The organism is uncultured Sunxiuqinia sp. (genome assembly GCF_947495665.1).
GTDB classification, from domain to species: Bacteria; Bacteroidota; Bacteroidia; order Bacteroidales; family Prolixibacteraceae; genus Sunxiuqinia; species Sunxiuqinia rutila.
On sequence record NZ_CANLZV010000002.1, the window covers coordinates 69,318 to 81,905 of the forward strand.

A 12,588-nucleotide genomic window follows, 5' to 3' on the forward strand; every position below is an offset into this window, starting at 1 on the left:
GGCAGAAGGGAGAAGGCAGTAGGCACGAAGTCATGAACGCACGAACTCACGCACAATCTGATAACTGAAAACCGATAACTGAAGACTGACCATAGCCTACAGATTGTTTTGCTGCTCTCGCAATGTCGGAATTGGAATTTGAAGCTCTAAACAGATAACTGAGATCTCCATGCGCTTTGCGCCAAGATACTGATGAACTCAGGCACTGATAACTAAGAACTCCAAATAGAAGCAGGCCGGTGATTGAACCGTTTGATTAACGGATTCGATCCAGCACAAACACGCCACAAACAGCTTCGCTGTCGAAGGTCGATCCGACCATTTGGTTTTCGCTCATGCGCTGGATTTCGAAGGTATTGGGTAAATAGCTAATCGGAACGCCGTTTTGCAGGGCGGTAACCGCTACACTTTCCAGCAACAGGCTGCCATCAGTCATGGTGCCTTTTACTGTTTCCGTGACTTCAATGCGGTAGTTGTTTTCCACTTCTTCGGTAAACGAAAACAGGCCGCTAACCTCATTGCCGGTTTGGGTAAATTCCACCTGTCCTGTTGATTGGCCGTATTCAAAATCTTCGCGATAGGTCCAGTTTCCGCTAATATTCATGTTTCTTTATTTTTGACGGCAAACTTAGCAATTATTTTGGCACAACGGCTCAAGGGCTTGCCGGGCTAATTGTGCTCAGGGGATTCGAATTAAAAAATGGAGAGCTGCGATTTGGTGGTAAATTCCTCGAGAAACTTCATGCCTTTGTACGAGTTTCCTTTGCTGTTCAGCCGGGGGCTCCAAACGGCAATCACATAGTGTTTCGGATGAATGGCGACAATGCCTCCGCCAACGCCGCTTTTCCCTGGCAGGCCAACTTTAAATGAAAATTCTCCCGACTCGTCGTAGAACCCACAGGTTTGCATCAAGGCTTTTACCCTTTTGGATTGGCTTTGGCTGAGTACCCTGCTGCCCGATAAGGTGCAACCGTCATTGGCCAGAAACAAAAATAAGCCGGAAAGCTCCTGGCAATTGACTTCCAGCGAGCAGAGGTTGAAGTAAAAGTCGAGCACATCGGCCGGTTCGTTTTCAATGTTTCCAAACGATTTGATGAGGTTACACAAAGCCACATTCCGGTAGCCCACTTGCTTTTCCGAAGTGGCTATCCGGGACGAATAGTCAATCTTGCGGTTGTTGCTTAGTGAACGGATAAACGCCAGAAAATTTTCCTTGGGATGCTCCAAATGACTCAGCAGGATGTCGGAAATAACCAAGGCCCCGGCATTAATAAACGGGTTGCGCGGAATGCCATTTTCCACTTCAAGCTGAATCAATGAATTGAAAGCTGTTCCGGAGGGCTCTACGCCCAGACGTTCCCAGATTTTTTCGCCAAGAATACGATAGGCCAGGCTTAACGAAAGGACTTTGGCAATACTTTGAATCGAGAATGTTTCGTAGCAGTTGCCAATGCCAAAACCGGTGTTGTCGATGGTTGAAAGATAAACGCCAAACTTCTCCGGCTCAACTTTCTTGAGCTCCGGAATGTAAGAGGCAACCTGTCCTTTGGCTTCCAGTGAATTTACTTCATGAAAGACCTCTTGAATGATTTCGTTTAAATACACCTTTTTCAGTTTTTAATGAACGTTTGAACCTGAGCCTGTTTCGTAACTCGCAACAGCTTTCTAAAAATAGAAAAACCGGGATTACGATCGCAGCTTTCAACAGCACTTTAAAGATGATTTTTGCACATGTTTTCCCGCTACTTCCTGCAGGGGGGCTTGATAGCAGAGGGCAGAGGGCAGAGAGCAGAGAGCAGAGAGCATGGGGCAAAGGGGGAGGGAAGGAGAACACGAAGTCACGAACGTACGAAGGCACGCATCTCCGAAAAGCTGACCATTTGAGCACCAAGAAAATAGCTGCGACTAACAACCAATGACCACCATTGACAACGGAAAACTGACATCAATCTTTTTAACCACAGAGCGACACCGAACAAAAAAAAACCACCTTCCCGAAGGAAGATGGTCTTTTGATGTATAGTAAAACGGTTTTTTGCGTATTACTTTTCTTCAGCTGATTCCGGAGCGAAATCCATCGCAGCCAAACGCTTGTAAGAAGCGTGACGCCACTTGGCATTCTCTTCAGAAGCTTTAAACAGCTCAGCAGCTTGTTCCGGGAATGACTTTTTCAGTGAAGTATAACGAACTTCTCCGTTCAAGAAATCCTGGAATTTGCTCCAATCCGGTTCTTTTGAATCCAGCACGAATGGGTTTTTGCCTTCAGCTTCGTGCAGCGGGTTGTAGCGGTACAGTGACCAGTAACCTGCTTCAACTGCTTTTTTCTCTTCAGCCTGAGAAGCGCCCATGCTGGCACGCAATCCGTGGTTGATACATGGAGAATAAGCAATGATTAAGGATGGTCCTGGGTAAGCTTCCGCTTCGCGAAGTGCTTTCAGGTATTGAGCCTGGTTAGCGCCCATTGCAACTTGTGCCACGTAAACGTAACCGTATGACATGGCCATTACACCCAAGTCTTTTTTGCGGATTTTCTTACCTGAAGAAGCGAATTTAGCAACGGCACCAACCGGAGTTGATTTTGAAGCCTGACCACCAGTGTTTGAGTAAACTTCGGTATCCATTACCAATACGTTTACATCTTCACCTGAAGCCAATACGTGGTCTAAACCACCGTAACCGATGTCATAAGCCCATCCGTCACCACCAAATACCCAAACGGATTTTTTCACCAGGTATTTTTTCAGGCTAACGATGTCTTTGGCGTAATCGGCATCTTTACCTTCCAGTACAGCCAACACTTTTGCTGATGCTTCTTTTGAAGCTTCGGCATCGTTTTTACCTTCAATCCAGGCAGTGAAAGCTGCTTTTTCGTCTTCACTAATTCCGTTTTGAAGCGCCTCGCTCATGATGCTTTCAATGCGGTCGCGTTGAGCTGAAACACCTTCAGCCATACCGAAACCGTACTCGGCATTGTCTTCGAACAATGAGTTGGCCCAAGCTGGCCCTTGTTCGCTTTCTTTGTGTTTGCAGTATGGCGTGGCAGGAGCCGAACCACCGTAGATTGAAGAACATCCGGTAGCATTGGCAACCATCATACGCTCGCCATAAAGTTGCGTAATCAGTTTGATGTATGGTGTTTCACCACAACCAGCACAAGCTCCGGAGAACTCAAACAATGGTTGAGCAAACTGTGAGTTTTTAACTGATTTGTATTTGTCGACAACTTTTTCTTTGTAAGTGACTTTTTTGTCCATGTACTCCCAGCGGGCAACTTGGTCTTCTTGAGTTCCAAGAGGCTTCATTACCAGTGCTTTTTCTTTTGAAGGACAAACATCGGCACAGTTTCCACAACCCGTACAGTCAAGAACTGAAACCTGAATACGGAAGTTCAAGCCAGGGAATTGTTTGGTTGGAGTAGCTGTTTTTGTTGTTGTTCCTTCGGGAGCGTTGGCCATTTCCTCTTCAGTCATCAGGAATGGACGAATAGCAGCGTGAGGACAAACGTAAGCACATTGGTTACACTGAATACAGTTGTCATCTTGCCACTCAGGAACGTTAACAGCGATACCGCGTTTTTCGAATGCTGATGTTCCTTGCTCAAACGTACCGTCTTCATACCCTTTGAAGGTAGAAACAGGCAGGTCGTTTCCTTTTTGAGCGTTGATTACATCCACAAATTTGCTGATGTATTCCGGACGGTCAGTAGCAGCAGCTTCTTCTTCCAGTTTAATGTCAGCCCATTCAGTAGGAACTTCAACTTTGGTTACGTTTTGACCACCAGCTTCAACAGCGGCAAAGTTCATGTTAACGATTTTCTCACCTTTGGCACCGTATGATTTTACAATGGCTTTTTTCATTTCTTCAACCGCTTGGTCGTAAGGAATTACGCCAGTGATTTTGAAGAAAGCCGATTGCATGATGGTGTTGGTACGAGTTCCTAATCCCAATTCTTCACCCAGTTTAGTACCGTTGATGATGTAGAATTTGATTTCGTTTTCAGCCAGGTAACGCTTCATCGCGTTTGGCAAACGTTTTTTGGTTTCTTCCTCATCCCAAATAGAGTTCAATAGGAATGAACCACCTTTTTTCAAGCCTTTCAGTACATCGTACAAGTTGACATAGGCAGGAACGTGGCAGGCAACAAAGTCAGGCGTTGTTACCAGGTAAGTTGAACGGATTGGGCTATCCCCAAAGCGCAGGTGAGAACAAGTGAAACCACCTGATTTTTTTGAGTCATACTCAAAATATCCCTGGCAGAATTTGTCGGTTGCACTACCGATAATTTTGATGGAGTTTTTGTTGGCTCCAACCGTACCATCCGAACCTAAACCGTAGAATTTAGCTTCGTAGATTCCTTCAGGAGAAACTTTTACTTCTTCTTTTAAAGGAAGTGATTTGAAGGTAACATCATCTACGATACCCAAGGTAAAGCCGTTTTTAGGCTCTGCCATTTCCAGGTTTTCGTAAACAGCGATGATTTGTGAAGGAGTGGTATCTTTTGATCCCAATCCGTAACGTCCACCAACAATAACAGGCGCATTTTCTTTTCCGTAGAACAAGTCTTTAATATCCAGGTACAATGGCTCGCCATTTGCTCCCGGCTCTTTGCTGCGGTCAAGTACGGCAATACGCTTAACGCTTGCAGGCAATACGTTCATGAAATATTTTGCACTGAACGGACGGTACAGGTGAACAGACAACAAACCAACTTTTTTGCCTTGAGCAGCCAAGTGGTCGATTGTTTCTTTGATAGTCTCAGTAACTGATCCCATCGCAATGATGATATCTTCAGCATCTTCAGCACCGTAGTAAGTGAATGGGTGATACTGACGTCCGGTCAGTTTTGAAATTTCTTGCATGTACTCATTTACGATATCAGGAACGGCATCGTAGAATGGGTTTGAAGCTTCTTTAGCCTGGAAGAAAATATCCGGGTTTTGAGCTGTACCACGAGTCAATGGAGACTCAGGATTCAACGCACGGTCGCGGAATGCTTGCAGGGCATCGTAATCAATCAATGGGCGGATGTCTTCCTGATCGATCACTTCAATTTTTTGAATTTCGTGTGAAGTACGGAATCCGTCAAAGAATGACAGGAATGGAACGCGTGATTTTAGTGTTGCCAGGTGAGAGACACCAGCCAGGTCCATTTCTTCCTGAACAGAACCGGCAGCCAACATGGCAAATCCAGTTTGACGGGCAGCGTAAACGTCAGAGTGGTCTCCGAAGATTGACAACGCATGTCCGGCCAGGGCACGGGCACTAACATGGAAAACAGTCGGTAACAATTCACCAGCAATTTTATACATGTTAGGGATCATTAGCAACAATCCTTGAGAAGCCGTGTAAGTTGAAGTCAATGCACCTGATTGAAGTGCTCCGTGAACAGCACCAGCGGCACCACCTTCACTTTGCATTTCAGCCAAACGCACCGGACGGCCAAACAGGTTTTTCTTTCCTTTTGCAGCCCATTCATCCACATATTCAGCCATGGTTGATGATGGCGTAATGGGATAGATACAGGCAACTTCGCTAAACATGTAACTCATATGCGCTGCCGCATAGTTTCCGTCACATGTAATGAATTTTTTTTCTTTTGCCATTTTATTCAAGTTAAATTTCAGATGTATATTCTAATTCTAATTTCAAATTCCATGTTTCAAAACCCAATCAGAAACAAGCAACTCGCGGCTAGTATAAAAATCCGAACAGCCATAAGGGGATTTTATTCCCGCTGCCTTCTTCAATCATGTCGGCAGCTGCATAAGTTTCTTTTTCTGGTTCTGTATATTTCCCTCCCACGATAAAGTGGTAGTTGTCGTTGACTTTAAAATCGGCTTTGTCCGAGCTTTTTATGTCGTGCCGATAGCCCACCTGGTTGTAAAAAAAGGTGGTGCGCAGGTTTCGGTTTGTAATGTTATTGGGTTCTACGGCAAATAAAATGTTGGTGTTATGCGCGTAGACCAAATCCGGCTTTTTTAGTTGATCATCGCCCCCGTTGGAGAAAAGCATGTTGATTAGACGTGCATTCTTCAGGTAGCGCAAATAGTTCATCACCGTGGCGCGTGAGGTTTCCACATCGTTGCTGATTTTACTGATGTTGGGCGAAAATGGTACTTCGCTTACAATAATCTGCAACAACTTGCGAAGCTTGGGCAAGTACTTTAACTCAATTTGGTTGAGGTAAGTCACATCCAGCTCCAGTGCCAGGTTAACGTGCTTGAGCAGCGTTTCATTGTAAAACGGTTTGTTGTTCAGGAAATACGGATAAAAACCGATTTGAAGGTACTCTTCAAAATACGCCAGGGGTTTTACCTGGTTGGTTATTTCCTGGGCAATTTGCTGGTGGTTGGTGATGATCTCATCCAACGTATATTGTGGGAACTCAAATTTCCCGCGATAATTCAGGTATTCTCTGAAAGACAAACCTTCCAGATGATATACTTTAATAATGTTTTTAAGGTGAGTGTTGCCTTCAATAACCCGTAAAACAGGTGATGCCGAGAAAACAATTTTCAACTCGGGCATGTCGTCATAACAGGCGCGTAGTTCTTTTGACCACTCCGGGTATTTGTGAATTTGATCGAGGATAAGCACTTTGCCACCCTTCTTGTAGAATTCATCGGCAAAGTTGTAAATCTTTCTGCGGGTAAAATAGAAGTTGTTCAGGCTTACATACAGGCAGGATTTGTCCTCCAGGTATTTTTCCCTTACCAGGTTGTGCAAAAAGGTTGTTTTGCCCACACCACGGAATCCTTTAATACAAATAAGGCGGTGAGACCAGTCAATTTCATCGAGTAATTCACGTCGGATGGTCTTACGCGGTTGTTCAAATAGTGTCTGATGAATTTGTATGAGGTTTTCCACGGCTAAATCTTAATTTCTGCAAACAAAAGTAAGCAGTAAGTTTTATTTTTTGCAATCTGGAGATAACAATTTCATGTGGATTGTGTAATTTATAATTGGTAAAAATAAGCGCCTGAATAAGCTTCTGGACCATAAATTCTAGGGCTAGTAAAGATTATCCCTATTTTTGCACAAATTTGAAATTATCATGCATCAACCAAAACCTGAATTACTTTTACCGGCCGGAAACACGGAGGCTTTTTACGCTGCTTTAGAAGCTGGCGCTGATGCCATTTATCTTGGCATGCGGAATTTTAATGCACGAGGTCGTGCCACCAACTTCAGCGAAAGTCATTTGCTTGCTGCTTTGCAGGAGGCTAAAAAGCGAAAGGTGAAAATTTACGTGACGCTCAATACTGTTATCAAAAACAAGGAAATTGATGATTTGCTGGATGTGCTGACTTTTCTGGAGCGTGCCGGTGTTGATGCTATTATTATTCAGGATTGGGGTTTGTATTATATTGCGCGCTTGCGCTTCCCAAAGCTGGTGATTCATGCCAGTACGCAAATGGGGAATCACAACTCGCTGGGCGTTGATTTTTCGGAGCAAAAGAAAATTGCCCGGGTGATTTTGGCCCGTGAGCTGACAATGACCGAACTGACAAACATTGCCGGACGCTCGAAAACCGAGCTGGAACTGTTTGTGCACGGTGCTTTGTGCTATTCGTTTTCCGGACTCTGCTTTTTTAGCAGTTACCTGGGGGGGCGTGGCGCTAACCGGGGGCTGTGCGCCCAGCCATGTCGCCGCATTTACCAGGACAACCAGCAAAGTAAATTCTTATTCAACCTGAAAGATAACCAGCAGTTGCCCAACCTGGAAAAACTAAAAGAGCTGGGCATCCGTTCATTAAAGGTGGAAGGCCGTATGAAGTCGGCGGATTACGTTTTTCGGGTAGCCAAAGCCTATCGCATGGCGATTGATCATCCGGAAAAGAAGGCGGAAGCCGAAGAGCTGTTGAAGTTGGATTTTGGTCGTGAAAAGATAGCCTATTTCCTGGGGAAAGATGTGAAGGATGGCATTACCGATACTTCAAATACCGGAATTTCCATCGGATTTATCAAGGCATTAAGCAAGGACAAGGTGATGTTTGAATCGACAACCGAAATGAAGGAAGGCGACCGCATTCGTATTCGGAATGTGAAGGATGACAGCACAGTCAACGTCAAGTTACGCGACTTGAACCTTGATGATGATTGCTATTCATTTACCTTTACCGGTCAGGAAAAGCTTCATGTGGGAGATGAGTTGTTTTGGGTGGGGCGTCGCGAACAGCGTTTTCCCGGCAAATTTGCCAATCTGCCACATGCACGTATGAAAGCGCTTCCGTATGGCGAGAAAAAGAAGTTTCGTCAGCAGTTGCTCATCAAATCCCGGCCTTCGAAATCCCGCTTATTTATTCGGGTTGACCAGCCGGACTGGTTACGCAAGCTACGGATGGAAGAAGCTGATGGTGTGATTTTGTCTTTCACGCGTAAAGATCTGGAAAGCTTTGATTTTTCGCTCCGGTTCATTCAGCAAAACAAGCATAAATTGTACATTGAGTTGCCGAAATTTATTTCGGAAGAACACCTGGATATTTATCGAAAGTTGGTTCAACGGATTGAATCGCAAGGGATTCGTCAATTCTTTATCAGTCACCTGTCGCAAAAACTATTGTTGTCAAAGGACAGCCAGGTGAGCAGCAACGAAAATGTGTATGTGTATAATGATGCCGCAGCCAAAATGCTGAACGAAACCCGTATCCGTAACTTTTGTTATCCCATTGAAAATGACTTTGACAACCTGAAAACCATGCAAAATAAGCAGGGAATTGTGCTGCTTCATGCTTATCCGGAGTTGTTTTATTCGCGCATGCCAGTGCAGGTTGCCAATGATGACAACCAATTTGTGGATGATACCAACAAAACCTTTCAGAAAACAAACAAAGACGGGATTACGGTGGTAACACCCGATTTTCCTGTGAGTCTTTTGCAATACAAAAGTCAGTTGGTGAAGGAAGGATTTTCCAACTTTATGATTGATTTAAGCCACGAAAAACCGTCGAAACATATCATTAAAAAGATTTTGACAAAATACCGGTTTTCAGAGCAGTATCAGCCATCAACAACCTTCAATTTTAAAAAGGGTTTGCAGTAGGCAGTATTTATCGGTTTTTCATGTTTTGTAAAATATTGGGGCTGAAACTGGCTTTGCCATTAGGCAATTTTATATCTTAGTCAGCCAATTTACTGAGAGCACTAACTAAGACGATGAACTAAACATGAATAAATCGAAATTTTTAAGCCTGCTAATTGTTGGTCTTTTGTTGGGTTGCCCGGTTTTTGCTCAAATCAGCATGGAGCGGGTAGATGAGGGGATTCTATTTACCGATGGGAAAAAGAAAATTGCCTTTTACGTGAAAGAAGCTCCGGCGATGAATCTGGACAAAGGGCGTACCAACTATTTCCACCCTGTTTATTTGCCGGATGGGACGGTGCTGACGGAGAATTCTCCGAAAGACCATATTCATCATCGCGGAATTTTTTGGGCCTGGCATCAGATTTTGATCGAAGGCGAGTCCATTGCAGATCAATGGGAGTTGAAGGATTTTATTCATGATGTAAGATCGGTCGAATTTGTTCGTCCTTCGCCGGACTTGGGAACACTGAAAACCCGAGTGGAATGGAAATCTCCGAATTACAAGGAAGGAGCAACGGCTTTTGTGGAAGAAAGTACCAAAGTGCATTTTCATCAGCAGTCCAAAAACTACCGGATCATTCAGTTTGAAATTCAGTTAAAAGCCTTGACCGATGGGGTTGCGTTGGGGGGATCGGATGATGTGAAAGGCTATGGCGGATTTTCAACTCGTATCAAGCTTCCGGAAGATGTTACTTTTTCTTCGGAAAATGGAGCAGTGCAACCCCAAAAAGAAGCGGTTGAAGCCGGAAAACTGATGCATATAAAAGGTTCAATGGCTAAAAATGGCGGCCAGGGAGGAATGCTGATTTATTCTGAAAACGATTTTGAAACAGCCCAAAGCTGGATTTTACGTAGTCAAAGCAGCATGCAAAATGCCGTATGGCCGGGACGAATACCTGTCTCGATTTCAACGATTAATCCCACCGTGTTGCGTTATGCAGTTGTTCTTTATTCCGGAAAAATCAATGAAGGGCGTGTATTGAAAGCGCTTCAGAAATTACAATGGAACTAAGAGCTTACAGGAAGATTGTTCGTTTCTCTTCGTGGCTTTGCAGGCAATAATCCAGCAGTTGAATCACATCACGGCTTTCCTCTGGTTTTACAGCCAATTCTGCTCCGTTGGTTAACACATCGTATATGTTTTCATAGTAGGAGTTATAGTTGCCTGGCAGGGTTTCAATGGTACCTTTAATGTTTAGTCCGTTCCACTCCGTATTTAGTTGTCCCCAGTATGCTTTGGGCTCAGTGCCCCAATGTGCTTCATTGGGCAAATGCCCGGCTTTTAGCAGTTCTTCCTGCGGATCAATTCCCCATTTATGAAAGGAGCCAAGCATGCCGTGCAGACTGAAACGTGGCCCCGGCTCGCGAACCAAGTACGATGATTTGAGTATGGCTGCAAAATCGGGGTATTGCATGCGAATATCAAAATAGTCATTCACCTCTCCGCTGGTACGTAGGATGTCCAGATGAGCAGTAAGGGATTTAGGAAGGCCAAAAAGCTGAACAACCTGGTCAAGGAGGTGTGAGCCCAGGTTGAACAAGACGCCGTGGCGTTTATCGCCGGCCTCTTTCCAAGTTCCTTCCTGAATAAAATTGCGGTAGCGGTCAAAATGCGACTCGAATTCCACCAGGCGTCCAAGCATACCTTCGTTCAGTATTTTTTTCACTGTCAGAAAATCATTGTCCCAACGCCGGTTTTGATAAACTGACAGTAGGCGGTTGTGCTTTTGGGCCAGTTGAATCAATTCATTTGCCTGCTCAACGGTTTGGGTAAATGGTTTTTCAACAATGACATGCTTGCCCGCTTCCAGTGCCTGCTTGCACATTGGGTAATGAAACCGATCGGGTGTATTGATAATGACCAAATCAACTTCGGACTGATGGATTAACTCCTCAAAGCTTCTGACAATGCGAGCCTGGGGGTAATCTTTGATGGATTGATTCTTGGTTCGTTCTAAAATTGAATGAACGTTAAAGTTTGGATTTGCTTTCAGGCTTGGCCCGTGAAACACCATGCCTGACATCCCAAAAGAGGCGAGCGCTGTCTGGATTGTTTTTCCCATTCGAATAAGTTTTAGGCGAAAATACTAAAATGTTTCATGTTGTGTAGAGTAGTTGTAAAACATGAGCGAAATCAACTATTGTAGAGCAGGTTTTGAAACTTTTTTGAATTTCAGGTTGTAGCTTTAATTGTGTTTAAGGGCCACTTTAAAATTTTTGACTATGAAAAACTTTCTAAGTAACTATTTGGCAGCATCAACGGCTCAGGAAAAGAAAACGAAGTATCCCGGACCAGTGATTATGATCTCGCGCGAGTGTGGTTGCTCGGCCAAGCCAATTGCAATCAAGTTGGCCAAAATTCTCTCGGGGTACAGTTACCGGGCCGAAAACAGTACCAATGTGGAGTGGAAGTGGGTGAGCAAAGAGATTATTGAGGAAGCTGCAATGGAGCTGGAAATGGATCCGGGGCAGATAAAAAATGTCTTTTTATCGGAGGTGAAAACGCAATTACACGAAGTAACCACGGCGTTTTCGGTGGAGAAAATTTACGAGGCCGACGACCAGGCGGTTATTGATACGGTAAGAGATGTTATTTTGCGCATTGCCGAGGTTGGCAATTTTATTATTGTAGGAAGAGCTGCAAGTTCTATCGCTCGTGATGTTTCTCAGAAGTTGAGTATTCGGTTGCAGGCACCCCTGGATTGGCGGATCAACCGGATTATGCAGGTAAGTAACATGACCAAAAGCGATGCTCAGGAGTATGTGCTGGAAATTGACCGGCAGCGGGATTTATTTGTTGAACATGTGAATGGGCGAAAAATGAATAACTGCGATTTTGATTTGATTTTCAATTATGCCACCATGCAGGACGATTATATTGTGGACGCGGTTATTAATATCATGAAAAACAAACGGATGATTGTTAGTCACGAAAATGAGTGAGGTTTATAAGAAAAGGTTAGGTTTAAAAGAGAAAAGCCATCTTGCGACTGCAAGATGGCTTTTTATCTGTCTGTTTGAAAAAATGTGTCTGATGTGTGTGTAAAACTAGATTACTCTTCAGTAATTACTTCAAAGTCAAAATCAACAACAACTTCTTTGTGCAGTTTGATTTTGGCCGTGTATTTACCGATTTCTTTGATGCTGTCTTCAGCAATTTTGATTTGCTTCCGGTCAATTTCGAATCCTTTTTTGTTAATCGCTTCAGCTAACTGAATGGTATTAACAGAACCGAAGATTTTACCGGTTGCACTTGTTTTAGTTGCAATAACAACTTGCTTACCTTGCAGTTTTTCAGCAATAGCCAAAGCTTCATCTTTCAATTTAGCTTCTTTGTGAGCGCGTTGTTTGATGTTTTCAGCCAATACTTTTTTAGCTGATTCAGTGGCGACAATCGCCATTTTTTTAGGGATCAGGAAATTGCGACCGTAGCCATCTTTTACAGTTACTAAATCGTCTTTGCTCCCTAAATTCTGAATATCTTGTAATAAAATGATTTCCAT

Annotated in this window: 9 protein-coding genes; 3 read left to right on the forward strand and 6 right to left on the reverse strand. The window is 44.0% G+C overall.

Annotation, left to right across the window (positions count from 1 at the left end):
- Positions 1-256: 256 nt before the first annotated feature.
- From Q1A18_RS03225 to Q1A18_RS03240, 4 genes are all read right to left on the reverse strand, one after another.
- Positions 257-604 carry a hypothetical protein gene (locus Q1A18_RS03225; RefSeq protein ID WP_299577297.1) on the reverse strand — a complete coding sequence of 116 codons (348 nt, stop codon included), beginning with the start codon at positions 602-604 and terminating at the stop codon, positions 257-259.
- An 89-nt stretch (positions 605-693) separates the two neighbouring features.
- Positions 694-1,605: a glutaminase gene (locus Q1A18_RS03230; protein ID WP_299577300.1), complete on the reverse strand. Its 912-nt coding sequence runs from the start codon at positions 1,603-1,605 to the stop codon at positions 694-696.
- A gap of 437 nt (positions 1,606-2,042) precedes the next feature.
- The gene (gene nifJ, locus Q1A18_RS03235) at positions 2,043-5,603 is read right to left on the reverse strand and encodes a pyruvate:ferredoxin (flavodoxin) oxidoreductase (RefSeq protein ID WP_299577302.1); all 3,561 of its coding nucleotides are present in this window, start codon (positions 5,601-5,603) and stop codon (positions 2,043-2,045) included.
- A gap of 88 nt (positions 5,604-5,691) precedes the next feature.
- The gene (locus Q1A18_RS03240; protein ID WP_299577304.1) at positions 5,692-6,867 is read right to left on the reverse strand and encodes an AAA family ATPase; all 1,176 of its coding nucleotides are present in this window, start codon (positions 6,865-6,867) and stop codon (positions 5,692-5,694) included.
- Between the two features lie 187 nt (positions 6,868-7,054).
- On the opposite strand from Q1A18_RS03240, the gene Q1A18_RS03245 reads away from it, so the two are divergent.
- Together Q1A18_RS03245 and Q1A18_RS03250 are read left to right on the forward strand one after the other, a co-directional pair.
- Positions 7,055-9,043: a peptidase U32 family protein gene (locus tag Q1A18_RS03245; protein ID WP_299577325.1), complete on the forward strand. Its 1,989-nt coding sequence runs from the start codon at positions 7,055-7,057 to the stop codon at positions 9,041-9,043.
- A 124-nt stretch (positions 9,044-9,167) separates the two neighbouring features.
- Complete coding sequence (locus tag Q1A18_RS03250) at positions 9,168-10,097, forward strand: DUF6807 family protein (protein ID WP_299577327.1); 930 nt, start codon at positions 9,168-9,170, stop codon at positions 10,095-10,097.
- Positions 10,098-10,101: 4 nt separating this feature from the next.
- Here Q1A18_RS03250 and Q1A18_RS03255 read toward each other — a convergent pair whose 3' ends face one another.
- Complete coding sequence (locus tag Q1A18_RS03255; RefSeq protein WP_299577329.1) at positions 10,102-11,148, reverse strand: Gfo/Idh/MocA family oxidoreductase; 1,047 nt, start codon at positions 11,146-11,148, stop codon at positions 10,102-10,104.
- A gap of 160 nt (positions 11,149-11,308) precedes the next feature.
- Between Q1A18_RS03255 and Q1A18_RS03260 the strand changes: the two genes are divergently transcribed.
- A complete protein-coding gene (locus Q1A18_RS03260) occupies positions 11,309-12,028 on the forward strand; it encodes a cytidylate kinase-like family protein (protein WP_299577331.1) in 720 nt (239 codons plus the stop codon).
- Between the two features lie 110 nt (positions 12,029-12,138).
- On the opposite strand, the gene rplI is transcribed toward Q1A18_RS03260, so the two are convergent.
- Positions 12,139-12,588, reverse strand: a complete 450-nt coding sequence (gene rplI, locus Q1A18_RS03265) for a 50S ribosomal protein L9 (protein ID WP_299577333.1) — start codon at positions 12,586-12,588, stop codon at positions 12,139-12,141.

Coding starts and splice junctions, on each gene's coding strand:
- Q1A18_RS03225 (WP_299577297.1), bottom strand. CDS start 604: ATGAATATTAGCGGAAACTGGACCTATCGCGAAGATTTTGAATACGGC.
- rplI (WP_299577333.1), bottom strand. CDS start 12,588: ATGGAAATCATTTTATTACAAGATATTCAGAATTTAGGGAGCAAAGAC.
- Q1A18_RS03260 (WP_299577331.1), top strand. CDS start 11,309: ATGAAAAACTTTCTAAGTAACTATTTGGCAGCATCAACGGCTCAGGAA.
- Q1A18_RS03245 (WP_299577325.1), top strand. CDS start 7,055: ATGCATCAACCAAAACCTGAATTACTTTTACCGGCCGGAAACACGGAG.
- Q1A18_RS03255 (WP_299577329.1), bottom strand. CDS start 11,148: ATGGGAAAAACAATCCAGACAGCGCTCGCCTCTTTTGGGATGTCAGGC.
- Q1A18_RS03250 (WP_299577327.1), top strand. CDS start 9,168: ATGAATAAATCGAAATTTTTAAGCCTGCTAATTGTTGGTCTTTTGTTG.
- nifJ (WP_299577302.1), bottom strand. CDS start 5,603: ATGGCAAAAGAAAAAAAATTCATTACATGTGACGGAAACTATGCGGCA.